Origin of the sequence: Frondihabitans cladoniiphilus (genome assembly GCF_039544345.1) — a bacterium.
In the GTDB taxonomy this organism is placed as follows: Bacteria; Actinomycetota; Actinomycetes; order Actinomycetales; family Microbacteriaceae; genus Frondihabitans; species Frondihabitans cladoniiphilus.
This window is the reverse complement of the sequence record NZ_BAABLM010000003.1, coordinates 60,253-82,986: the sequence shown is the minus strand read 5'-3', so window position 1 is coordinate 82,986 and position 22,734 is coordinate 60,253. Positions and strand designations below refer to the sequence as shown.

Genomic DNA, 22,734 nt, shown 5'->3' with positions numbered 1-22,734 from the left:
GGAGTGCCCCGTCATGAGTCCCACGACCACCGTGTTCTCCAAGGTCGCCTTCATCGGCCGTCCCTGGCCCGTGCCCCTCGGCGATCTGCCGACGCCGCTTCTCGCCGTCGATCGCCGGGCGCTCGACCACAACGTCGAGGCGATGGCCGCCTGGTGTCGGCGGGCGGGCGTCGACCTGGCTCCGCACGGGAAGACGACGATGGCGCCCGAGATCTGGAGACAGCAGATCGCCGCAGGAGCCTGGGGCATCACGGTGGCCACTCCCTACCAAGCGGCCATCGCGCGCGAGGCCGGCATCGAGCGGGTCATCCTCGCCGGGACGACGTTCGCCCCCGACGCGCTGCGCGGTCTCGTCGAGCCGGGCTGCGACGTGGTGATGTGGGTCGACTCGGTCGAGGCGGTCCGGATCGTGGACGGGGCGCTCGGGGTCGCCGGCGCGAGCCGCAAGCTGCCGGTCCTGGTCGAGGTCGGTGCGACCGGAGCGCGGACGGGTGTCCGCACCATCGAGGCCGGACTCGACGTCGCCCGGGCGGTGCGCGACGCGGATCATCTCGTCCTCGCGGGGGTCGCCGGCTACGAGGCCGCTCTCAGCCACGACATCGACGGCGCGAGTCTGCAGAGGGTCGACGACTACCTCGCCACGCTGATCGAGTTCCGCGACCTGCTCGACGGCGACTCGTTCGCCGAGTGGCTGGCCCTCGGCGGCGACGTCGTCATCACCGCGGGCGGCAGCACCTACTTCGACCGGGTCGTCGAGGCCCTTTCGTTCCGTCACGATCCCGAGGGGGTCCGCGGAGTCCGCACGCGTGTCGTCCTCCGCTCCGGCTCGTACGTGACACATGACCACGGTCACTACGACCGGGTGACGCCGTTCGGCGCCGAGTCGGCCCGGGTGCCCGAGGGGGTGCGGTTCGAGCCCGCCCTGACTCTCTGGGCGAGCGTCCTGTCCCGCCCCGAGCCGGGGCTCGCACTCCTCAACATCGGTCGACGCGACACCTCCGACGACGAGGGCTTCCCGGTGCTGCTCGAGGTCCACCGGCGGATCGACGGCGGCTTCCACCGCGTCGACGGAGCGACGGAGGGCGCCGTGTTCACGGGGCTCAACGACCAGCACGCGTTCGTCCGTGTCCCGGAGCCGAGCCCGCTCGAGGTCGGCGATCTCGTCCGGCTCGGCATCTCGCACCCCTGCACGACCCTCGACCGCTGGTCGGAGATCGCAGCCTTCAGCGAGTCCGACCTGGTGTCGGGACTTCCCGTCGTGGACGGCGTGGTGGCCACGAGGTTCTAGCTGTACTCGGCCGTGACGTCGGGTTGGTGAGATTCGGGCGGCGCGGGGCGGTACGGACGCTGGCGTGCGGCGGCGCAGACCCTCGCGTGCGGCGCAGGATCCGCGCCGCGGACTAGAGTTTTCGCCGCTTGGGAGGGTCTGGCGGCGAATGAGTGGCGCTGATGCGGAGCGTGCGGCACAAACCCTCGCCCGCAGCAGGTGCCCCGAAGCATCCACCTCACGGGCGGGTACGGCCCCGCCGAGACGAAGCCCGGAGCCCGACCCCGCGGCGCCGTGCCATCAGCCGTGCCCGGGCGCGGCCGGCCCGCCGGCCGCGCCCGGATCAGCGCTCGACGTGCCGACGGCGACCGATGACGAGGATGCCCGCCCCGAACGCCAGCAGGAGTGCTGCGATGCCGAGCGGCACCGTCGGGTTCGAGCCAGTGAAAGCCAGCTCGGCGGCAGCCGGAGCGGCCGGGGCCGCGGCGGCCGGGACCGGGGCCGCAACGGCGGCGACAGCGTAGTAGTCGTTGCTGGCCGTGGCAGCGTCCGCCTCGGTCACACCGGTAGCCGTGACGGTGGCGACGTCGTGGTGGTGGGCACCGGTCGCGGAGACGCCGGTGAGCTGCGCCGTGCAGGTGAAGGAGGCACCGACCGGGATCGATCCCGCGAAGGTCGTGGCCGTCGCGGTGCCGGTGAAGGCGGAGAAGTCGCAGGCGAGGCCCGAGACGGTTCCGTTGGCCACGACCTGGTCGGAGACCGAGACACCGGTGACGGGCTGCAGGCCCGTGTTGGTCACCGTGTAGACGAGGCCGATCGAACCGCTGCTCGGGATGGCGGCCGCGGTGGCGTCGGTGTCGGCCGCGTTGCCCGCGGTGTCGCCCTTGGCGATGGACAGCGAGGTCGGGATGGTGCCCAGCAGCTGGCCGCCGGCGCTCGACTGGGTGTTGACGATGGGGCTCGAGGCGGTGGGGCCGCCGGTGCCGTTCGTGAAGACGCTGGTCGCGAAGAACGAGAGCGGGGTGGCCGTGTCGCCGGGCACGACCACGCGGTCGACGGGTGCGACGACGCGGTACTTGATCGGCGGCGTGGTCCCGGCGGGCACGTTCGGCCAGGCGACTGTCAGCACGCCGTTGAGGCAGCTGGCCGACAGGGGGGTGACCGGCTGGAACGAGGCGAGGTTGTCGTTCGAGTCGAGCGAGCCGCTCTCGAAGGTGAAGCCGGCGGTCGAGGCGGGGCACGCGCTGGTCCCGACGTCGGTCGGGCTGAGGGCCCCGGTCGTGTTCTGGTTCAGGGTCACCTGCGTCGTCGAGCCGTCGGCGGGGTTCAGCGCGGTGTCGGCGGTGTAGACGAGGAACCCGGCCGGGTTCGTCCGGCCGTTGTCGGCGTCGGCGAACGTGCCGTAGGCGTCGGAGTCGCCCGGGGCGAGCGGGCCGCCGGTCGGGGTCACGATCGTCGTGAACGAGCGACCGTCGCCGGTGACGGAGGTGAACGGGGTCCCGACGCCGGTCGGGGTCGTCGTGTAGTCGAAGTCGGACTTGATGAAGGCGTCGCCGTGCACATCGGTGTGGGTGTCGACGTAGGGCAGCAGCGTGAATGTGACGAGCGCGGGCGTCTGGCTCTTGTCGATGTGGACGGTCGCGATCGCGTTGGGCGTCGGGGTGGCGTTGTCGTAGACCGTGAAGTCGCCCGGGATGTTCCGCAGGTGGCTGCTCAACGTGAGCGTGGCGGTGTCGCCCGACTTCGCCGTCGACGGCACCTGGAGGGTGACGTCGGTGGTCACCTGCGACCCCTGCACCGGATCGCCCGGATTGACGGAGACGCCAGTGATCGTCAGGTCGGCCGGAGCCGCCTGAGACGGCAGAGCGACGCCGAGCGTCAGAGCTGCGGCTGCGACGAGCGGGGTTAGAGCGAGGAGGGCGAGGGACTTCTTGGAGCGTGTGATCAGGCGCAAGGAGACGACTTTCGGGTGTCGAGCGGGGGAAGGGTCGACACAGGTTATCCAAAAGGAGATCGATTTGTCCCCCCTCCGGGGCACATCCGTCTCCGGCCTGCGACGAACCTGTCGTCCCCCGAGGCGTCCCCCGGGTACGTACCCCGTGCGCGTACCCCGCTAGCGCTGTGCCTTCCGCCCCGACCGGGGCCAGGAGTCGGCCGCCACGCCGCGGCGCAGGTACAGGGCCAACACGATCCCGAAGACCAGACCGACGAATCCGATCGGCAAGGCCACCGCCGACAGCAGGATGGGTGCCGGGGTCAGCATCAGGGTGAAGGCGATCACGAGCAGAGCGCCGCCGACGAGGCCGGAGGTGATGGCCACGCGTTCGCCGATACGGCGCCTGGAATCGTTCATACGACCGACGCTACGTGCTGAGCGGGGGATGCACAGTCGGACCTTGGGGGGACACCCCTCTTGCTACGATCCTCGCGTGACCCCGAGCATCCTTCCGGTCGCCGTTCCGGCGCGACTCTCCCTCGACGACGGAACCGACCCTCGCATCGGCGTCGCGAACCGGATCTTCGACGACGTCGTGGCCCTCGTGCGGTCCGCCGGGCTCACACCCGAGATCGTCACCGACGCAGACCTCGACCTGTCTCGCTTCTCCGCAGTCGTGCTCCCGGGCGGCGGCGACGTCGACCCGACCCTCTACGGCGGTGACCCGAGCGCCCCGGTCTACGACGTGAACGCCGAGCAGGACGCCCTCGACCTCTCTCTGGGGCGGCGAGCGGTCGACGCCGGTGTGCCGGTCCTCGCGATCTGCCGCGGCGCACAGGTGCTCAACGTGGTCTACGGCGGCACTCTGCACGAGGATCTCGCGGCGTCGCACGTCCCGCACACGTCGGCCACGGAGGACTTCGTCTGGCACGAGGTCGCGGTGACCCCCGGGTCGCGGGTGGCCGCCTGCCACGACGAAACGGGCGCAGTCCCGACCCCGGCGCTCCGGGTCGCGTCGGCCCACCACCAGGCCGTGAGAACGCTCGGTGCCGGCCTCGTCGCCACGGCGATCGCCGACGACGGACTGGTCGAGGCCTTCGAGGACCCCGAGCGGTGGGTCGTCGCCGTGCAGTGGCATCCCGAGGCCCCCGGCAGCAGCGACGCCGTGGCGAACGGGCCGTTCCGGGCGCTCGCCGGCGAGGTCGGACGCCGGGCGTCCCGAGTCGATCAGGCGGTCAGCAACTCGTAACGTGCATCCACCTGGTGGTCCACGACTCGTCTCGACGCGTCGGCGTCGAACCAGTGGACGATCTGTCGGGCCCCCTCGGCGAAGGGGATGCACGGTTCCCAGCTCGGCACGAGCGTGCGGATCTTCGTCGTGTCGAACACGGCCGCGTTGCTCCGGTCGCCGCGGAGGTCGGCGTCCCACTCGGGGACGAGCTCGACGATCTCGTGCGTGGTGCGGTGCACGATGTGCGGCTCGACCCCGGCCGCGTCGGCGAGGTCGATGGCGATCGTGTTCCAGGTCAGGAGCTCGGGAGACATGATGTTGAACGCCTCGCCGATCGCCGCCTCGCAGCCGAGGAGGGGCACGAAGGCGCGGGCGAAGTCGTCGGAGTGCGTCATGGCCCAGGGGGAGGTGCCGTCGCCGTGGAGCACGATCGGCCGGCCGCGCCGGATCCGGTCGATGACCGTCCAGCCGCCGAGCAACGGCACGTGGGTGCGGTCGTAGGTGTGCGACGGGCGGACGACGCTCACCCGGATCCGCCCGCGCGCGTGCTCGTCGCGCAGGAGTCGCTCGCAGGCGATCTTGTCGCGCGCGTACTGCGAGAACGGGTTGAAGAGGGCCGACGCCTCCGAGATCGGGAGTCGCGACGGCGGCTTCTGGTAGGCCGACGCCGAACTGATGAAGACGTACTGGTCGGTGCGGCGCCCATAGAGGCGGATGGCGACCGCGGCCTGGTCGGGGGTGAAGGTCAGGAAGTCGGCCACGCTGTCGAAGCGACGGCCGTCGAGGAGGCTCGTCATGGCCGTCTCGTCGAGGACGTCCGCGCGGAGCTGCTCGACCCCGTCGGGGAGACTGCGGAGGTGGGTGCTGCCGCGGTTGACGACCGTGACGGCGATGCCCTGGCGGACCGCCTCGCGCACGCAGGCCGCACTGATCTGGCCGGTGCCGCCGACCACCAGGAGTGACTTCGCTGTCATCCCCCGATCATGGCACGACGCATGCCGCTCGGGGCACCTTCACGAACGGAGCCAGTGGGGTCGGGCTCGTCGGACCGGGTGGCGTCAGTCCCAGTCGGGCGAGCGGCGGAGCACGGTGGCGTCGATGTGGCCGTCCGGGGTCAGGACGACGTCGGCCTCGATGAGGGCGTCGATCTTCGGGGCGACGATCTCGTGGGCGTGCCGGGAGGTCACGGTGAGCAGACCGGTGCCGTCGTCGACGCCGAACAGGATCGCGCCGTCGGCGGGTTCCAGAGAGATGACGGTGCCACGGACGCGACCCGTCTTGGTGTTCCAGCCGGGTTCGTCGTCGTGTGCCTCGCCGAGGAATCGGGCGATGGTCGTCGTCGGCCCCAGGGGGAGGTGGAGTGCGGGGTCGTGAGGCATGGGTCAATGCTCGCCCGGGGTGCGGACCCGTGCCACACCCAGTCCGGGTCGCCCCCCAAGGGGGAACCCTCGAAGAAGGGTCCCTAACGGAATGCGCGAGTCGGCCGATTAAGGGGTCAGCGTGCTCAGCACGGCGCCGTCCGCCCACACCCGCTGCACCCGCCAGTCGGAATCCCAGAGCACCAGGTCGGCGACGTGCCCCGGGGCGACCGTCCCCATCCGGTCGTCGAGACCGAGCACCCGGGCGGGAGTCCGCGTCAGCGCTGTGACGGCGTCCCGCGGCGACAGTCGGGCCTCCGACACTGCGAGCCGAAGGGCGACGTCCTGCGTCAGCGTCGAGCCCGCGATCGTCTCCGTGCCGGTCAGGACCGCCCGACCCCCGACGACGGTGACGTCCAGCGCACCGAGTTGATAGTCGCCGTCCGGCGCCCCCGCAGCGGCCATGGCATCGGTCACCAGGGCGATGCGATCGGGCGCACCCGAGAAGGCCAGCGCCACGACGGCGGGATGCACGTGCACGCCGTCGAGGATCAGCTCGAGCACCACGCGCTCGTCCTCGATCGCAGCCACGACCGGCCCCGGGGCGCGATGGTGGATGCCCGGCATCGCGTTGAACGCGTGCGTCAGCAGCGTCGCCCCCCGCTCGAAGGCCGCTCGGGCGAGGTCGTGATCCGCCTGCGTGTGTCCCACCCCGACCACGACCCCGGCCTCGCGGAACGTGCCGACGGCGTCGAGGGCGTGGGGGAGCTCGGGGGCCATCGTGACGACGCGCAGGTGACCGCGGGCCGCCGTCAGCAGCCCTGCGACCGTGGCTGCGTCCGGGACGGCGAGGTGGTCGGGGTGGTGGGCGCCTCGGTTGTCGGGGGAGAGGAACGGGCCCTCGAGGTGCGCCCCGAGCACGAGCGGGTCGGACTCGGCGAGGTCGGCGATGCCGTCGAGGGAGCGGTGCAGGAGGGCGAGGGGGTTGGCGACGAGGCTGATCAGGCTGCGCGTGGTGCCGTGCGCCCGGTGGGTGCGGAGAGCGGCTTCGATCTCGGCCGTGCCGTCGTCGAAGGCATGGCCGCCGCCGCCGTGCGCGTGCAGGTCGATCAGACCCGGCGTGAGGAAGGCGCCCTGGGCGTCGACCGTCTCGGAGACGTCGGCGGAAGTGGGCGCCCCGGCCGACCCGGTGCCGGTGGCCGTGATCACGGGGCCGTCGACGAGCATCCAGAAGTCGCTCGTCACGCCTCGGGCGTCGACCTTGGTCGCACCCGTGATGAGCGTGGTCATGCGTTCTCCCGCCGGAAGTTGAGGATGCCGCTGCCCAGGGCGAGGAGGCCGAAGACGGCGCTGACGAGGGGGTAGCCCAGGCTGAACCAGGTGTAGACCGCCGCCCCCATCACCGCGATCTCGACGATGGCCTTGCCCACGGGGTCGTTCTGGATCACGGCCTTCGGTGCCCGGAACAGGCCCCAGACGACGATGGCGAAGACCGGCAGCCCGATGCAGAAGAAGAGGCCGGGGAACGGGAAGGGCCAGGCGAAATACCCCCACCAGCCGAGGCTGAAGAACGCGAAGAGCTCGAGCACGAACCGCAGCACCGCGTTCACCCCGAGCGGGCCTCGGCCGCCGCGGCCGGGGCGACCCGGGCGGCGTTTCGGGGTGTCGTACATGGTCCGCTCTCTTACGCCCGGGGCCTCAACGGAACACGATCGTGCGGGCGCCGTCGAGCAGCACCCGGTCTTCGGCGAACCAGCGGACCGCCTGCGTGAGGGTGCGCGACTCCTCGTCCTGGCCGATGGCCACGAGGTCGTTCGCGCTGCGGGTGTGGTCGACCCGGACGACGTTCTGCTCGATGATCGGCCCCTCGTCGAGGTCGCTCGTGACGAAGTGCGCCGTCGCGCCGATGAGCTTGACCCCGCGAGCGTGCGCCTGGCGGTAGGGGTTCGCCCCCTTGAACCCGGGCAGGAACGAGTGGTGGATGTTGATGGCGCGCCCGCCGAGGGCCGCGCAGAGTTCGGGGGAGAGGATCTGCATGTAGCGGGCGAGGACGACCAGCTCGATGTCCTCCTGCTCGACCACTTCCAGGATCCGCCGCTCGAAGGCGGCCTTCAGATCGGCGCCGACGACGGCCCGGTGCTCGAACGGGACCCCGTAGAACTCGGCCAGCCCCTCGAGGTCCGGGTGATTCGCCAGGATCAGGGGGATCTCGACCGGGAGCTGACCGGCGCGCTGTCGGAACAGGAGGTCGTTCACGCAGTGCGCGGCCTTGCTGGCGAGGACGAGCGTGCGCAGCGGCCGACCGACCACGTCGAGCTTCCAGGTCATGCCGTAGCGGGCCACGACCGGGGCCAGCGCCGCTTCGAACGCGCCGCGGTCGGCCTCGGAGACGACCTGGAGCCGCATGAAGAAGGTGCCCGTGTCATGACTCGAGAACTGCGCCGACTCGGTGATGTTGCCGCCGGCGTCGACCACGGCGCCGCTGATGGCGTGGACGATTCCGGGGCGGTCTTCGCAGACGAGCGTCAGGGTCCAGTGGGTCTCGGCGGTCACCCGCCTCAATCTAGTGGGTCGAGTCATGGGCACGCGGCGCGACGTAGATAGACAGGTAAACTTGCAAGTTTGACTTGCCAGGCATACTGTCGAACCATGCCGACCACCGTGACGAGCAGCGAGCTCGCCGACCACCTCATCCTGCTCACCGGGCGGGTCCGACGGACCCTGCGCCGGGCCGACGACTCCGCCGACGCCTTCGACGAGCCGCACAACCTGACGCTCTCGCAAGAGGCCGTCATGGGCCACCTCACGCGCGGCGGCGCACAGAGCACCGCCGAGCTGGCGCGGGTCGAAGGGGTCCGACCCCAGTCGATGCGCCTCACGGTCGGTGGGCTCGAAGAGCTCGGGCTGGTGGAGAAGACACCGGACCCCGACGACGCCCGCAAGAGCCTGATCGCGCTGACGGCGGCGGGTCGCCGAACCCGGGCCCTTGCGCACGAGCGGCGCACGAGCATCCTCGCCTCCCGTCTCGACCAGCGTCTCGACGCCGACGAGCTCGCCTGCGTCGACCGTGCCCTGCGTCTGATCGACACGGTGGTGGGCTCGTGAGCGCCGCCACCACGGGATCGACCACGCGTCCGACCGCGACCTCGGGAGAGCGCGGCTTCGGCCCCAAGTTCGTCATCCCGATCCTGTTCGGGCCACTGCTCAACCCGATCAACACGACGATGATCGCGGTCGCCCTCGCGCCCATCCAGAAAGACCTGGGCATCGGCAGCGACCAGGCCATGTGGCTCGTGTCGTCGCTCTATCTCGCGAGCGCCATCGCCCAGCCGACGATGGGCAAGCTGGCCGACCGGTTCGGTCCGAAGAAGATCTTCCTGATGGGCATGGTCATCGTGATCATCGCGGGGCTGCTGCCCGATCTGTTCCCGTCGTTCGGGGCGGCGATCCTCTCCCGCGTACTAATCGGCATCGGCACGTCGTCGGCCTATCCGGCGGCGATGAGTGCGATCCGCAACCAGTCCGACCGTCTGAACACCCCGACGCCGCCGCTCGTGCTCGGCGGCCTCTCGATCTCGTCCCTCGTGTCCGCGGCTGCCGGGCCGCCGCTCGCCGGCGTGCTGATCGGCGCCTTCGGCTGGCACTCGATCTTCCTGGTGAACGTGCCGCTCGCCGGGGCCGGTCTGATCCTCGCCGCCCTCTGGATGCCGTCCGACCGCATCCGACCCGTCCGTGAGGCCAAGCTGCCGGTGTCGCAGGCCATCGACCCGCTCGGCCTGGGGCTGTTCGCGATCACGATCGGAAGCCTGCTGGTCTTCCTGCTCGACCTGTCGCAGGGCCTCTGGCCGCTCCTCATCGTCACGGTCCTGGCGCTCGTCGGCCTGATCGTCTGGGAACGCCGCGCGGTCGCGCCGTTCATCGACGTGCGGATGCTCGCCACCAACGGTCCGCTGACCCGCACCTACCTCCGGCTGTTCCTCCTCTACGGCATCGCGTACACGATGACCTACGGCTTCTCGCAGTGGACCCAGGAGGTCGCGCACCTCTCCAGCCAGACCGCCGGACTCGTGCAGTTGCCCGGCGCGATCCTCGCCGGAGTGGCCTCGTTCTGGTTCGCCCGGAAGGCCGGCGTGCGGCTGCCGCTCATCGCGGCGGCGGTCATCCCCCTGGGTGGCGGGGCCATCCTGCTGGCGCTCACCTCGGGGTCGCCGGTCTGGATGTTCGTCATCGTCGCGATCTTCTTCACGGTCCCGCAGGGGCTCGCCTCGGTGTCGAACCAGGCGGCGCTCTATCGGCAGGTGCCTCCGTCGGGCATGGGGTCGGCCGCCGGCCTCTCTCGGACGAGCATCTACATCGGCGCCATCGCGTCCACCAGCCTGATCGGCGTCGTCTACGGCAAGGCGCCGACGACCGCGGATCTGCACCTGCTGGCCTTCGTGATCCTCGGTATCGCGGTGGTCCTGTCGGTGCTCACGATCTTCGACCGGAAGCTGAAGCGCGCGAGCCGTTCGGCGGGGGCGTCGGGCGCGGCGTCGGCCGAGTCCGAGGCCGAGCAGCTGGACGAGCCCGAGGCCGTGACCACCCCGTAGGTGTAGTGAGCCATCAGGTTGGTGACTCGGGCTGCGGGCGTGCGGCACGGACCCTTCCGTGCGGCACAGACCCTCGCGTGCGGCACAGAACCGCGCCGCGGACTAGAGCCCTCGCCGCTTCCGAGGCGCGGCGACGGACTGGCGGCGCCGGTGCGGCGCTCCGCCCCGGCGCCCCGTGCGGCGCCCCGCGGCGGGTCGGGGCCGGGGCTACGGGTACCCGAGGAACCAGAGGAACACGACGGCGACGCCCTGCAGCACGACCGCCGCCGCCACGAGGAGCCCCCGACGGCGCCGCGTGCGCGAGAACACCGGCGAGCCGAGGAGGGGCGCGACGGGCAGCATCAGCCGCACCAGGCTCTGCTGCGGCAGGAACACCGCGACGAGGTAGAGCCAGTACGACGCGACGAACGCGGTGAGGTCGGGTCCGAGCATCCTCGTCGACCTTCTCGTCAGCCACCACGCACCCGCGGCCAGCACGACGACGACCAGAACGATCCCGGCCCAGCCGAGATACGTGCCGGCCATCGCGAACCACGGGGTGAGCGGGGCGAAGTGGCGCCGGCCGACGAAGCCGACCCACCACGACAGCTCGGTGTCGAGGTAGGCGTTCGCCTCGCCGGTGAAGGCGGCGGCGACGAGCGGCCAGGCCAGGCCGGCGGCGGCCGTCACGAGAGCGGCGACGACGATCGCCACCCGCTCCCGCCAGGGGAAGACGGACCCGGTGCGACGCCACGCGGCGAAGCGCAGGACGAAGTGGACCCCCAGGGCCAGCGCGAGCGCCAGGATGCCCGGCCGCGTGAAAGCGGCCGCCACCGCGAACGGGATCAGCAGCCAGTACCGCCGGGACAGCAGGCACCAGAGCGCGGAGAACAGGAAGAACACGAAGGCGCTCTCGGCGTAGGCGACCTGGAGTACGAACCCCATCGGCCCGACGCAGAACAGCACGACGGCGAACAGCGACTGCCGCTCGGGCACGCGCAGCACGAGCAGGCGATGCAGCATCAGCGCGGCGCCCGCCCCGAACACCGTCGCCACGAGTACGCCGGCCGGGTAGAACCCGAGCCCGGTCACGGCGGTGACGAACCGCACGATCCCGGGGAACACCGGCAGGAACGCCCACGGATTCGGCACCACGTGCCCCGCCGCATCGGTCGGCAGCGTCGTCGGATACCCGTGCTCGGCGATGGTCTTGTAGAACGAGGCGTCCCACGAGCCCGAAAAGGTGAAGAACGACGGGTGGGAGCGATGGCTGGCGAAGGGCCAGTGGCGTGCGGTCGCGAGAGCGAACAGGCCCTCGAGAAGAGCGGACGAGAGGATGCGCGACCCGACGTAGATCGCGAGCACCGCGACCCACGGCCGGGAGGTCAGGGCTCGTCGCACCCGACCAACCTAGTCGTGACGACTCGATCGTCCGCTGCCGCGCTCGCCGTGACCGACGCCGCGGCCGCTACGCCCGGTGCCGTCGGATCCGGATCGGCCCCTTCGCCGTCGACGGGTCCACCACCGAGCCGCCCTGCGTGATGTCCACCTCGCCCCGTGCCACCAAGCGTCGGGCCGCCCGCCGGGCAGGCTCCATCAGGTCGCGCCAGCCCTCGTCGTCGCCCTGGTAGACGTCCCGGGCGGCATCGGAGGGGCAGATCGTCGACGTCGCCGCACGAGAGGCCAGCAGCGCGAGGATGCTCGCTTCCAACGCCTCGTCGGACCGCGACACCTTCTGGCGGCGGCATGCGTCGCTGCAGTAGGCGACCTCGTCCCAGTTCTTCGCCCACTTCGCCCGATACTCGATCCGTCGTCCGCAGGATCGACACGTCTTCTCGGCAGGTGTCGTCTTCATTCGACCGTTCTACGCCGCTAGCCTTGAGTCGGCGGGATGGATCGGTCCGGCCCCGGGCGTGCACGAGGCGCGCATCAGATGCACGGATTCGAGAATGACCTCCTCCCTCCCCACGACCGCCCGTTTCCCCTGGGGAGGTCTGCTCGCCCTCGCCGTCGCCTCCTTTTTCTCCATCTCCGGCGAGATGCTGCCGACAGGCCTCCTGCCCGAGATGGGCCGCGACCTTCATGTCAGCGAATCGTCCGTCGGGCTGCTCGTCACCGTGTTCGCGTTCACCGTCGTCTTCACCTCGACGCTCCTCACCCAGGCGACCGCGCGCATCCCGCGCCATCGGCTCCTGGTCGGGCTGATCCTCGTGATCGCCCTCGGCGCCGTCGGCACGGCCCTGGCCCCGACCTACGGCTGGATGATCGCCGCGCGGATCCTTGGCGGCCTCGCCCACGGCGTCTTCTGGGCGATCACCGGGGCCTACGCGGCCCACCTCGTGCCGCGCTCGCAGGTGGGCAAGGCGCTCGCCGTCTCCTCCAGCGGCGGCACCCTGGCGTTCGTGCTCGGTGTGCCGCTCGGCACCGCGCTCGGCCAGGCGGTCGGCTGGCGGCTCGCCTTCGGCATCCTCGCGATCCTGATGGTGGGCGGCGCCGTCCTCGTCTGGCGTCTGCTGCCCGACGTCGGCTCGGGTGCCGCCGACGCGGCGACGCTCAAGCAGGAGGCTCGCGACGCGGCCGGCGGCTCGACCCCGGTCGGCCCCGGAGCGCTGGCCACCGGGTCCATCCCCGTGATCCGCAACGGCAAGCGCCCGCGCGAACTGCCCGACCCCAGCCTCCTCGGGGTGATCCTCACCTGCGTCGTGACCGGCGTCTTCATGGTCGGGCACTACTCGCTCTACACCTACGTCGCCCCCTTCCTCACACAGGTCAGCGGCATCGCGACGGGGCAGCTCAGCATCGCACTGCTCGCCTACGGGGTGGCGGGAGCCGCGGGGCTGCTGCTCGTCGGCACGGTGCTCGGCAAGAGGACGGCGGTGAGCATCCCCCTGGCCATGGCCTTCGTCGTGGTCGTGGTCGTGCTGCTGCTCGCCTTCGAGGGGCATGCGGTGGCGTCGTTCGTGGTCTTCGTGGCGCTCGGCGTGAGCTTCGGGGCCCTTCCGCCCCTGCTGCAGACGCGGCTTCTCGAGGTCGCCCCGGCCCGGATCCGCGACCTGGCGAGCTCGTTCTACACGGCGTCGTTCAACGGCGGCATCGGTCTCGGCGCGCTGATCGGTGGGCTCGTGCTTTCGGGCGTCGGCATCGACCGGTTGCCGGTGCTGTACATCGTCATCGCCGTCGTGATGCTCGTCGTGACGGTGGTGCTCGACCGGGTGCTGCTGCGGCGGCATCGGGCGACGCAGCTGCGGCGGCGGACGTCGGGCGTCTAGCGGACCAGCGTCTAGCGGACCAGCGTCTAGCGTCTAGCGGACCAGCGTCCGCACCAGCGACTCCTGCAGGAACCCCAGCCAGTCGTAGACGTTCTCGCTCACGCGGGTGGCGGCGTCCTTCGCCGGGATCGTGCCGTCGGGCGTGACCCCGAGCCGTGAGGCCAGCGTCAACCGCAGATCGGTCAGCGTGCGCAGCCAGGCCTGCTCCTCGGAGGTGTCGAGCGGCACCTTCCGGTCTTTGCCGAGCGTGCGCAGCACCGCCTTGGCGTTCTCGACCTTGCCCTGGGCGAGGTCGTCGCCGGTGAGCCGCCGGAACTCCGCGCTCGCCTCCTCGTCGTCGGCGTACGCCGCCGGGAAGAGCCGGGTCATGGCCGCGTCGGACGTGTCGCCGCCCTGGATCAGCGTGATCAACTGCTGGAGGAGATCGGTGAGGATGCTCCGCTCCGGTGCGCCGAGGGAGACGTGGATGCCGTCCTTCCGCTTCGGGAAGGGGCTGAACGGGTTGATCATTCGTCGGCCTTCTGCACCGTCGCCCAGAGGCCGTAGCCGTGGAGCGCCTCGACGTGCATCTCCATGCGCTCGCGGCCTCCGGTCGCCACGACCGCACGGCCCTTGGTGTGCACCTGCAGCATCAGGCGTTCGGCCTCGTCGGCCGGGTAGTTGAAGTAGGTCTTGAAGACGTAGGAGACGTACGACATCAGGTTGACCGGGTCGTCCCAGACCAGGGTCACCCACGGGACGTCGGGTGCGACCGACAGCCTCGTGTCGGTCTCGTCGAGGGTCATGCTCACGTGTCCAGGGTGTCACGGTTCCTTGAGAGCCGCCGCCCCCTCTTGTTATGCTCCAGGGGTCGCGACTGGCGTTCGGGTGGTCAACCACCGGGGAGCGACTTGCACGGTTGGTGGCCGTACGCCTGGGCCACGACTAACGGAACAGCGCGTCTCGTTCCGCCCTCGAAGACCGACCGTGTAGAGAAAGTGTCGCCATGACTACGTCCACAGATCGCCAGCCCTCCACCTTCAACTCCCCGCTCTCCGAGGTCGACCCGGAGATCGCGGCGGTCCTCGAGCAGGAGCTCGGCCGCCAGCGCGACTACCTCGAGATGATCGCCAGCGAGAACTTCGTTCCGCGCGCCGTCCTCGAGTCGCAGGGCTCGGTGCTCACCAACAAGTACGCCGAGGGCTACCCGGGCCGCCGCTACTACGGTGGCTGCGAGTTCGTCGACATCGCCGAGAACCTCGCCATCGAGCGTGCCAAGTCGCTCTTCCAGGCCGACTTCGCCAACGTCCAGCCGCACTCGGGCGCGCAGGCCAACGCCGCCGTCCTGGCCGCGATCGCCACGCCGGGCGACACGATCTTGGGTCTCGAGCTCTCGCACGGCGGCCACCTCACCCACGGCATGAAGCTCAACTTCTCCGGCAAGCTCTACAACGCCGTCGCCTATGAGGTCGACCCCGAGACCTACCTGATCGACATGGACACCGTGCGGGCCCAGGCGCTCGAGCACAAGCCCAAGGTCATCATCGCCGGCTGGTCCGCCTACCCGCGTCAGCTCGACTTCGCGGCCTTCCGCGCCATCGCCGACGAGGTCGGCGCGTACCTCTGGGTCGACATGGCGCACTTCGCCGGACTCGTCGCCGCGGGCCTGCACCCGTCGCCCGTGCCGCACGCGCACGTCGTCTCCTCCACCGTGCACAAGACCCTCGCGGGCCCTCGTTCCGGCGTGATCCTCTCCAACGACGAGTCGCTGTTCAAGAAGCTCAACTCCGCCGTCTTCCCGGGTCAGCAGGGCGGCCCGCTCATGCACGTGATCGCCGCCAAGGCGACCGCGTTCAAGCTCGCCGCGACCCCCGAGTTCAAGGACCGCCAGGAGCGCACCATCCGCGGCGCGAAGCTCCTCGCCGACCGTCTCATGCAGGCCGACGCCAAGGCGGCGGGCATCGACGTGCTCACCGGCGGCACGGACGTGCACCTCGTGCTCGTCGACCTCCGCGCCAGCGAGGTCGACGGCAAGCAGGCAGAGAACCTCCTCCACGAGGTCGGCATCACCGTCAACCGCAACTCCGTGCCATGGGACCCTCGCCCCCCGATGACCACCTCCGGCGTCCGCATCGGCACCCCGGCGCTCGCCACTCGCGGCTTCGACGACGAGGAGTTCACCGAGGTCGCCGACATCATCGCGAGCGCGCTGCTGCCGAACCCCGACCTGGCGGCGCTGGCCGCCCGGGTCAAGGTGCTGACCGACGCGTTCCCGCTGTACGCGTGAGCTCGGTCTCCCCCTCCGACGCCGTTGTCCGTCCGGGCGTCGAAGCCCCTGTCGCTGCGGGCGGTACTGCTGCGGGCGGTGCTGCTGGGGGCGGTGCCGTCACCATCGACGGCACCGCCCTGGCCGCGAAGGTGAAGGCCGATCTGCGCGAGCGGGTCACCGCCCTGAAAGCGAAGGGCGTGCATCCCGGCCTGGGCACGATCCTCGTCGGCTCGAACCCCGCGTCGCTGTCGTACATCGCCGGAAAGCACCGCGACTGCGCCGAGGTCGGCATCGAGTCGATCCGTCTCGACCTGCCCGAGTCGGCCACCGAAGACGAGGTCCGCGCCGCGATCCACTACATGAACGACAACCCGGCGGTCACGGCGTTCATCATCCAGCTGCCCCTGCCCGAAGGCATCGACCCGACGGGGATGCTCGAGCTCATGGATCCCCGAAAGGACGCCGACGGCCTCCACCCCCTGAACCTGGGTGAGCTCGTGCTCGCTGTTCCCGGGGGCAAGGGCTCGATCGACACCCCGCTGCCGTGCACGCCGCGCGGGATCGTGGCGATGCTGCGCGAGTACGACATCCCGATCGCCGGGCAGCACGTGACGATCATCGGCCAGGGGCTCACCGTCGGGCGCCCGCTCGGGCTGCTGCTGACGCGGCTCGAGGCGACCGCCACGCTCACGCACTCGCGAACGGTCGACGTGGCCGCCGAGTGCCGCCGCGCGGACATCATCGTCGCGGCGGCGGGCGTGCCCGGGCTCGTCAAGGCCGACTGGGTGAAGCCCGGAGCCGCCGTCATCGACGTTGGCATCACGCGGGTGCTGAACGAGGAGACGGGCAAGTACAAGCTGCGCGGCGACGTCGACCCCGCGGCCGCGTCGGTGGCCCGGTTCCTGTCGCCGGTGCCGGGTGGCGTCGGGCCGATGACCCGGGCGATGCTCCTCGCAAACGTGGTCGAGGCCGCCGAGCGGCGCTAGCCCCTGCCTGCTCAGCCCGCCCGGCTCGCCCCGCCCGCTCTGGCCGCCCGGCTCGCCCGGCCCGCTCTGGCCGCCCGGCTCGCCCGGCCTGCTCAGGCCACCCGGCTCGCCCGCTCTCGACGTCTTGCTGCGTCTGAGGCAGGGGATCCCCCTTCTTTTCGGCACAGCCCCGCTCGCGCTCCGACGGGTGTGTGCCGGAACGAAGGGGCCAGCCTGCCGAATCCGCGGGGGCCTGCCGAACTTGCGGGGGCCTGCTGAAACGAAGGGGGCTGGCCTACCGAATCCGCGGGGGCCTGCCGGAACTAAGGGGGCCGCCCTGCCGAATCCGCGGGGGCCTGCCGAATCTGCGGGGGAGTGCCTTGGCGGAGGAGATGTCCCGAAGCGGAGGAGACGGCGCCGCGAGGTTCGCCACCGCCGGCGGCCGGGCCGCTCATCGGAGGGGCCTCCGCGGCACGCCTGCCCGGATGAGCCGATCGGCCAGCTTCGTCACCGAGCGCGCAGTCGCGTAGTTCCAGCGCACGACGCGATTGACCTCGGGGTGGTCCAGCAACTGCTCGGACCGCCACTTCTCGTCGACGAGGACCTGCTCGGCGGATCTGCCGTTGCGCATCCGCGACTCGAGGTATTTGACGTCGCCGTCGAGCTCTCCGACGATGCCGGGCTCTTCCCAGAAGAAGTCTGCGCGGGCGAAAACGCGGCCGTTCTCGCGGAACTCGCGCTGCAGTTCGGGGGCTTCGAGCCCGATGAGCACGAACTGCCCGCGACTCAGGGATTCGCCGCCGTTCTCGGGCAGCGGCGAGGCCATTCGCATCGCGGTCAGCGCCTCCCGCCGGCGACGGGCCCTCGGGAAGCGACTCAGGATGACTTCGACCTGCTCCATGGTGAACAACTTCTCGCGCAGTCCGTGGTCGAAGAACATCAAGGCGGTGAGGAAGCCGTCTCGGAGAGCCATGTCGACGGCCGTACGCGCCGGGGATGTCGCGAGGAAGTGGGTGCCGACGACGACATCGTCGTCGGCGAGTTCTCCGACGTGCCGGATGAGTCCACCGCGGGAGTCGGGCGTCACCCGAGCGGGGTCGATGACGTGGACGGCCGTGGGGCGCGCGTCGAGGAAGGGCATGCCCCAGAGCGCGGCCGCCGAGTCGTGGGAGGCGACCAGGTGCTCGGACAGCCTCGCCATGCGGGCGCGGACGCGAAGCCGTGCCTGCTCGAGTTCGGCGAGTCGCCGCCAGGCATCCGCATCGACGTAGGCGCCGGGAGCGATGCGTTCCAGGCTGTGGCGCTCATGTTCGTGACGGAGACGCCGCTCGGGCAGGTCGGCGGCGGAGAGGTCGGCGGTTCGGAGGACGACAGGCGGGGGCTCGTTCATCCCCCTACGGTTTCAGGCTCGGTGGCTGTGCCGAACGTCCGATGCCGATCTGTGCAGAACTCGACGTCCTCCGCGCTCTGTGGAGCAGAGGTGAGCGAGCTCAGGAGTCCGCCCGGCGCACCCGAAGACCCCTTCGAAGCGGCAGACGCCCCACAAAAAGGAGGCGGGTCTGTGCCGGTTCCGCGGGCCGCTTTCGCCGTTTCGACGGGAGCCTGCCGTTTCGACAGGGGCCCGCCGTTTCGACGGGGCCCCGCCGTTTCGACGGGGCCCCGCCGTTTCGACGGGCCCCCGCCATGCAGAGCCGAACGTCAGCCCAGCCGGCGCGCCCCGTCGGCGGCATGCACCACGAACAGCGTCGGCTCGGCGAACCCGGCGGCGGCGAACGCTGCCGTCACCGCCGCGGAGACGGCGTCCCGGGCATCCCGCGGCACCAAGGCGATCGCGGACCCACCGAAGCCGCCCCCGGTCATCCGCGCCCCGATCGCTCCCGCGTCGCGCGAGACCGAGACGGCCAGGTCGAGCTCGGGCACCGAGATCTCGAAGTCGTCGCGCATCGACAGGTGGGATGCATCGAGCAGCGGTCCGATCGCACCCGGCCCGTCGAGCCGCAGTGTCCGCACCGTGTCGAGCACCCGCTGGTCTTCGGTGACGACGTGGCGCACCCGGCGGAACGTCTCGTCGTCGAGCACCTCCTCGGCGCGCGGAAGGTCGGAGACGGTCACGTCTCGCAGCGACGAGACGCCCAGCAGACGCGCGCCCTCCTCGCAGGAAGCCCGCCGCGCCGCGTACCCGCCGGTCGCGTGTTCGTGCGCGACGTGCGTGTCGATGACCAGCAGCTCGAGCCCGGCGGCGGTGAAGCCCAAGTCGACCACCTCGGCGTCGAGGCTGCGGCAGTCGAGGAAGACCGCGGAATCGGCCCGGCCGAGCAGCGAGGCCGACTGGTCCATGATGCCGGTGGGCGCTCCGACCGCGTCGTTCTCCGCGAGCTGGCCGACCGAGGCCAGGAACGGACGCGTCACGTCGAGCTCCCACAGGTCGGTCAGGGCGACGGCGACCGCACACTCGATGGCGGCGGACGACGACAGGCCGGCGCCGATCGGCACGTCGGACTCGACGAAGAGGTCGAGGCCGGTGACCGGCGAGTCGGCACCGCCGGACAGGGAGACGCCCCGCTGCCCGAGCGCCCAGGCGATCCCGAAGACGTACGCCGACCAGCCCTGCATCGCGGAGGGATCGAGAGCGTCGAGCGAGACCTCCTCGACGACGTCGGAGAAGGTGGATGCGACGCGCAGCAGGCGGTCCGAACGGCGACCGACGGTCACGATGGTGGACCGGTCGATGGCGAACGGCAGCACGAAGCCGTCGTTGTAGTCGGTGTGCTCGCCGATCAGGTTGACGCGGCCTGGGGCGGTCCAGCGGCCCGCCACGTCGGTGTCGAACACGTCGGCGAAGGATGCACGCGTCGACTCCGAGGGAGCAGATGCGGACGTGACGTGGTCGCTCATGCGCGCTCCACCGCCTCTCGGATGAACGCCGCCGTGTCTTCGGGCACGAGGTCGCCGATCCAGGCGCCCATCGCCGCCTCCGATCCGGCCAGGAACTTGAGCTTCGACGCCGCCCGCCGAGGCGACGTGATCTGCAGCATCAGCCGCACCGTGTCGCGCCCGACGTTCACCGGGGCCTGGTGCCACGCGGCGATGTAGGGAGTCGGATCGTCGTAGAGGGCGTCGAGGCCCCGCAGGATGCGCGGGTACAGAACCGCGAGCTCGTCGCGTTCGTCGTCGGTCAGCCCGGCGAAGTCCGGCACGTGGCGGTGGGGCAGGAGGTGCACCTCGACCGGCCAGCGCGCGGCGAACGGCACGAACGCCGTGAAGTGCTCGCCGGAGAGGATGACGCGAGGCCCTTGTCGTTCGGCGTCGAGCAGGTCGGCGAACAGGGTCGGGCCGTAGCTCTCGATGCTCCGCAGCAGCGTCGAGGTGCGCGGGGTGACGTAGGGGTAGGCGTAGATCTGCCCGTGCGGGTGATGCAGCGTGACGCCGATGGCCTCGCCGCGGTTCTCGAACGGGAACACCTGCTCGATGCCCGGCAGCGCGCTGAGCGCGGCGGTACGGTCGGCCCAGGCCTCGATCACGGTGCGGGCCCGGGACGTGCTCAGCCCGGAGAAGGAGCCGTGGGTCTCGGGGCTGAAGCAGACCACTTCGCAGCGACCGACGGAGGTGCGGGTGCGTCCGAGCCCGAGTGTCGTGAGGTCGTCGATGCCCTGCGGCGCGTTCGGCGCGTCGGGGCCGGCCAGGAGCGGGCCGAAGGAGGGCGAGCGGTTCTCGAAGACCGCGACGTCGTACACGTCGGGGATCTCGGACGGATTGGTGGCGCTCGCCGGAGCCAGCGGATCCAGCTCGGCCGGCGGGAGGAACGCACGGTTCTGACGAGAAGCAGCGATGGAGACCCATTCGCCGGTCAGGACGTCCTGCCGCATGGTCGCGGTCTCGGGTCGCGGGTCGAGCGGGCGCTCGTCGGCCTTCCGCTCGGGCGGCAACGTCGTGTCGGCGTCGTCGAAGTAGATGAGTTCGCGGCCGTCGGCTAAGACGGTGGACCGCTTGGTGATGCTCGCCATTGACCACTCCTTGGGATTGCGAAAGCAAGTGAAAGCATACGAAACTGGAGCCGTGAATCCAAGCCCGGCCGAACATCCCCCGTTGCCCGCCTCTCTGCGACGGGAGAGGATCGTCGCCGCCGTCGACGAACGAGGCTTCGCACGCACTCTCGACCTGGCGCGCGACCTCGGCACCTCCGAGGTCACGATCCGCACCGACCTCGACGCGCTGGAGTCGACAGGGCGGGTCGTCCGGGTCCACGGCGGCGCGACGAGCGGGGCCGGTTCGCCGGTGGAGCGGCCGTTCGAAGAGGAGACGGTCGTCCGGGCCGACGACAAGAGGGCCATCGGGATCTGCGCGGCCGGCCTGGTCTCGTCGGGCCAGTGCGTGGTCCTCGACGTGGGCACCACGTCGGCCCAGATCGCCGAGGCCCTGCTCGCCCGGACCGACCTCGTCGACGTCACCGTCGTCACCAACGGGCTGACGATCGCTCTCGCCCTCGAGCGAGCCGTGCCGCGATTCACGGTGATCGTCACCGGGGGCACGCTCCGTCCGCTGCAGCACTCCCTGGTCAACCCGCTCGCGGCGACCGTCCTCGAGTCGGTCACCGCCGACCTCGCGTTCATCGGGTGCACCGGTGTGGACGTCGAGCACGGCGTGACGAACGTCAACCTGCCCGAGACCGACCTCAAGCGGGTCATGGCTCGCAGCGCCCGGCGTTCGTTCATCGTCGCCGACGGGGGCAAGATGGGGGAGGCGCATCTCGGCGTCATCGGTCCGCTCGCCTCGTTCGACGGGCTGGTCACCGCCGGGGCCGCACCACGCGACGTCGCGGCGCTCCGTGGCGCCGGGCTGGTGGTGATCGAGGCCGATGCCGCCACCGACGAATCGACCTTGGAGCACGAGTGACCCAGCCCACCGGAGACCAGTACCACCTCACCCTCGACGCCGACGGGCGCACCGTGTCGGCGTTCGTGACGGAGGTCGCCGCCGGGCTCCGAGGGCTCTGGGTCGGTGACGTGGCCGTCGCCGAGACCTTCGCCGAGACCGAGACCCCGCCGTCGGCCTGCGGCATCACGCTCGTGCCGTGGCCGAACCGCGTCGACGGCGGCACCTGGACCCTCGAGGGCAAAACGCAGCAGCTCGACCTCACCGAGCCGTCGAAGGGCAACGCGAGCCACGGCCTGCTGCGCTACTCGCCGTACCGTCCGGTCTCCGTCGAGCCCCACGCGGTCACGCAGAGCGCCAGCGTCTATCCGCAGCACGGGTACCCGTTCCGTCTCGACACCACCGTCCGGCACGAGCTGACGCCGACCGGCCTCACCGTGACCCACTCCATCACGAACCGCGGCCCCGGCACGGCCCCGTTCGCCGTCGGATCGCACCCGTTCTTCCGTGTCGGCGACCACGACCTCGCCACGCTCACCGTCACCCTCGATGCGGCCACTCGGTTCGAGACCAACGTCCGGAGCATCCCCGTCGGCACGGCCCCGGTCGAGGGCACCCCGTTCGACCTGCGGCACTCGCCGACCCTCGGCGACCTCGACATCGACGCCGGTTACCGCGACATCGCCGCCGACGACCAGGGTGTGCGCCGCGTGCGCCTCACTGCGCCCGACGGCTCCTCGACCACGATGTGGCAGGACTCCTCGTTCGAGTACGTGCAGATCTTCACCCCGCGCAACTTCCCGCGCGACGGGGTCAAGGGCCTCGCGTTCGCGGCCGAGCCGATGACCGCGCCCGCCAACGCGCTGGCGTCCGGCGAGGGCCTGCGCTGGCTCGTCGAGGGCGAGACCTGGACCGGCTCCTGGGGTGTCGTCTACGAGGGTCCGACCGTCTGACGCGAGCTGGCGCTGAGTCGGGCCGGGCCTCGCCGAGAGCGGGGGATGCGCATCCCACCTCACTCGG

23 protein-coding genes and 1 riboswitch are annotated in these 22,734 nt (G+C 71.0%); of the genes, 9 read left to right on the top strand and 14 right to left on the bottom strand.

Features of this window, described 5'->3' with window-relative positions; all coding sequences use genetic code 11:
• Positions 1 to 13: 13 nt before the first annotated feature.
• A complete protein-coding gene (locus ABEA39_RS08560) occupies positions 14 to 1,288 on the top strand; it encodes an alanine racemase (protein ID WP_345375423.1) in 1,275 nt (424 codons plus the stop codon).
• A 322-nt stretch (positions 1,289 to 1,610) separates the two neighbouring features.
• On the opposite strand, the gene ABEA39_RS08555 is transcribed toward ABEA39_RS08560, so the two are convergent.
• Both ABEA39_RS08555 and ABEA39_RS08550 read right to left on the bottom strand, forming a co-directional pair.
• Positions 1,611 to 3,221: an Ig-like domain-containing protein gene (locus ABEA39_RS08555; RefSeq protein WP_345375422.1), complete on the bottom strand. Its 1,611-nt coding sequence runs from the start codon at positions 3,219 to 3,221 to the stop codon at positions 1,611 to 1,613.
• A 159-nt stretch (positions 3,222 to 3,380) separates the two neighbouring features.
• Entirely contained in the window at positions 3,381 to 3,620 is a 240-nt protein-coding gene (locus tag ABEA39_RS08550) for a hypothetical protein (RefSeq protein WP_345375421.1), read from the bottom strand.
• 76 nt (positions 3,621 to 3,696) lie between these two features.
• Here ABEA39_RS08550 and ABEA39_RS08545 point away from each other — a divergent pair, with 76 nt between their 5' ends.
• On the top strand, positions 3,697 to 4,452 hold the full coding sequence (locus tag ABEA39_RS08545; RefSeq protein WP_345375420.1) for a gamma-glutamyl-gamma-aminobutyrate hydrolase family protein: 756 nt from the start codon (positions 3,697 to 3,699) through the stop codon (positions 4,450 to 4,452).
• Here the strand turns inward: ABEA39_RS08545 and ABEA39_RS08540 are convergent.
• From ABEA39_RS08540 to purU, 5 genes are all read right to left on the bottom strand, one after another.
• The gene (locus ABEA39_RS08540; RefSeq protein ID WP_345375419.1) at positions 4,431 to 5,408 is read right to left on the bottom strand and encodes an NAD-dependent epimerase/dehydratase family protein; all 978 of its coding nucleotides are present in this window, start codon (positions 5,406 to 5,408) and stop codon (positions 4,431 to 4,433) included. The two genes, ABEA39_RS08545 and ABEA39_RS08540, sit on opposite strands and share 22 nt — an antisense overlap.
• Positions 5,409 to 5,492: 84 nt before the next feature.
• Positions 5,493 to 5,813: a hypothetical protein gene (locus ABEA39_RS08535; protein WP_345375418.1), complete on the bottom strand. Its 321-nt coding sequence runs from the start codon at positions 5,811 to 5,813 to the stop codon at positions 5,493 to 5,495.
• Between the two features lie 108 nt (positions 5,814 to 5,921).
• Positions 5,922 to 7,082, bottom strand: a complete 1,161-nt coding sequence (nagA, locus tag ABEA39_RS08530) for an N-acetylglucosamine-6-phosphate deacetylase (RefSeq protein WP_345375417.1) — start codon at positions 7,080 to 7,082, stop codon at positions 5,922 to 5,924.
• Complete coding sequence (locus tag ABEA39_RS08525) at positions 7,079 to 7,465, bottom strand: YrdB family protein (protein WP_345375416.1); 387 nt, start codon at positions 7,463 to 7,465, stop codon at positions 7,079 to 7,081. The genes nagA and ABEA39_RS08525 overlap by 4 nt, the downstream gene beginning before the upstream one ends.
• A gap of 25 nt (positions 7,466 to 7,490) precedes the next feature.
• Positions 7,491 to 8,372, bottom strand: coding sequence for a formyltetrahydrofolate deformylase (gene purU / locus ABEA39_RS08520; protein ID WP_345375415.1), 882 nt, complete (start codon positions 8,370 to 8,372; stop codon positions 7,491 to 7,493).
• Between the two features lie 69 nt (positions 8,373 to 8,441).
• Between purU and ABEA39_RS08515 the strand changes: the two genes are divergently transcribed.
• Both ABEA39_RS08515 and ABEA39_RS08510 read left to right on the top strand, forming a co-directional pair.
• Entirely contained in the window at positions 8,442 to 8,897 is a 456-nt protein-coding gene (locus ABEA39_RS08515; RefSeq protein ID WP_345375414.1) for a MarR family winged helix-turn-helix transcriptional regulator, read from the top strand.
• Complete coding sequence (locus tag ABEA39_RS08510; RefSeq protein ID WP_345375413.1) at positions 8,894 to 10,381, top strand: MFS transporter; 1,488 nt, start codon at positions 8,894 to 8,896, stop codon at positions 10,379 to 10,381. Before ABEA39_RS08515 ends, ABEA39_RS08510 begins: the two co-directional genes overlap by 4 nt.
• 207 nt (positions 10,382 to 10,588) lie before the next feature.
• Here the strand turns inward: ABEA39_RS08510 and ABEA39_RS08505 are convergent, their stop codons facing one another.
• Positions 10,589 to 11,761 (bottom strand): hypothetical protein, encoded by a 1,173-nt coding sequence (locus tag ABEA39_RS08505; protein ID WP_345375412.1) that lies wholly within the window; start codon positions 11,759 to 11,761, stop codon positions 10,589 to 10,591.
• 67 nt (positions 11,762 to 11,828) lie between these two features.
• The gene (locus ABEA39_RS08500) at positions 11,829 to 12,215 is read right to left on the bottom strand and encodes a DUF2256 and DUF3253 domain-containing protein (RefSeq protein WP_345375411.1); all 387 of its coding nucleotides are present in this window, start codon (positions 12,213 to 12,215) and stop codon (positions 11,829 to 11,831) included.
• 94 nt (positions 12,216 to 12,309) lie between these two features.
• Between ABEA39_RS08500 and ABEA39_RS08495 the strand changes: the two genes are divergently transcribed.
• Positions 12,310 to 13,629, top strand: coding sequence for an MFS transporter (locus tag ABEA39_RS08495; protein WP_345375410.1), 1,320 nt, complete (start codon positions 12,310 to 12,312; stop codon positions 13,627 to 13,629).
• Between the two features lie 33 nt (positions 13,630 to 13,662).
• Here the strand turns inward: ABEA39_RS08495 and ABEA39_RS08490 are convergent, their stop codons facing one another.
• The gene (locus ABEA39_RS08490; RefSeq protein WP_345375409.1) at positions 13,663 to 14,139 is read right to left on the bottom strand and encodes a DUF2017 domain-containing protein; all 477 of its coding nucleotides are present in this window, start codon (positions 14,137 to 14,139) and stop codon (positions 13,663 to 13,665) included.
• On the bottom strand, positions 14,136 to 14,414 hold the full coding sequence (gene clpS, locus ABEA39_RS08485) for an ATP-dependent Clp protease adapter ClpS (protein ID WP_345375904.1): 279 nt from the start codon (positions 14,412 to 14,414) through the stop codon (positions 14,136 to 14,138). Before clpS ends, ABEA39_RS08490 begins: the two co-directional genes overlap by 4 nt.
• 57 nt (positions 14,415 to 14,471) lie before the next feature.
• Positions 14,472 to 14,555: riboswitch (ZMP/ZTP riboswitch) on the top strand.
• Between the two features lie 59 nt (positions 14,556 to 14,614).
• On the opposite strand from clpS, the gene glyA reads away from it, so the two are divergent.
• A complete protein-coding gene (glyA, locus tag ABEA39_RS08480) occupies positions 14,615 to 15,895 on the top strand; it encodes a serine hydroxymethyltransferase (protein ID WP_345375408.1) in 1,281 nt (426 codons plus the stop codon).
• A gap of 104 nt (positions 15,896 to 15,999) precedes the next feature.
• Entirely contained in the window at positions 16,000 to 16,863 is an 864-nt protein-coding gene (locus ABEA39_RS08475; RefSeq protein ID WP_345375903.1) for a bifunctional methylenetetrahydrofolate dehydrogenase/methenyltetrahydrofolate cyclohydrolase, read from the top strand.
• A 430-nt stretch (positions 16,864 to 17,293) separates the two neighbouring features.
• Here the strand turns inward: ABEA39_RS08475 and ABEA39_RS08470 are convergent, their stop codons facing one another.
• The 3 genes from ABEA39_RS08470 to galT all read right to left on the bottom strand — a co-directional run bounded on the left by ABEA39_RS08470 (position 17,294) and on the right by galT (position 20,846).
• Positions 17,294 to 18,232 carry a type IV toxin-antitoxin system AbiEi family antitoxin domain-containing protein gene (locus ABEA39_RS08470; RefSeq protein WP_345375407.1) on the bottom strand — a complete coding sequence of 313 codons (939 nt, stop codon included), beginning with the start codon at positions 18,230 to 18,232 and terminating at the stop codon, positions 17,294 to 17,296.
• Between the two features lie 308 nt (positions 18,233 to 18,540).
• Complete coding sequence (gene galK / locus ABEA39_RS08465) at positions 18,541 to 19,737, bottom strand: galactokinase (RefSeq protein WP_345375406.1); 1,197 nt, start codon at positions 19,735 to 19,737, stop codon at positions 18,541 to 18,543.
• Positions 19,734 to 20,846: a galactose-1-phosphate uridylyltransferase gene (gene galT, locus ABEA39_RS08460; protein WP_345375405.1), complete on the bottom strand. Its 1,113-nt coding sequence runs from the start codon at positions 20,844 to 20,846 to the stop codon at positions 19,734 to 19,736. Before galT ends, galK begins: the two co-directional genes overlap by 4 nt.
• A gap of 82 nt (positions 20,847 to 20,928) precedes the next feature.
• On the opposite strand from galT, the gene ABEA39_RS08455 reads away from it, so the two are divergent.
• On the top strand, positions 20,929 to 21,735 hold the full coding sequence (locus ABEA39_RS08455) for a DeoR/GlpR family DNA-binding transcription regulator (protein ID WP_345375404.1): 807 nt from the start codon (positions 20,929 to 20,931) through the stop codon (positions 21,733 to 21,735).
• Positions 21,732 to 22,667: an aldose 1-epimerase family protein gene (locus ABEA39_RS08450; protein ID WP_345375403.1), complete on the top strand. Its 936-nt coding sequence runs from the start codon at positions 21,732 to 21,734 to the stop codon at positions 22,665 to 22,667. The genes ABEA39_RS08455 and ABEA39_RS08450 overlap by 4 nt, the downstream gene beginning before the upstream one ends.
• Positions 22,668 to 22,734 lie beyond the last annotated feature (67 nt).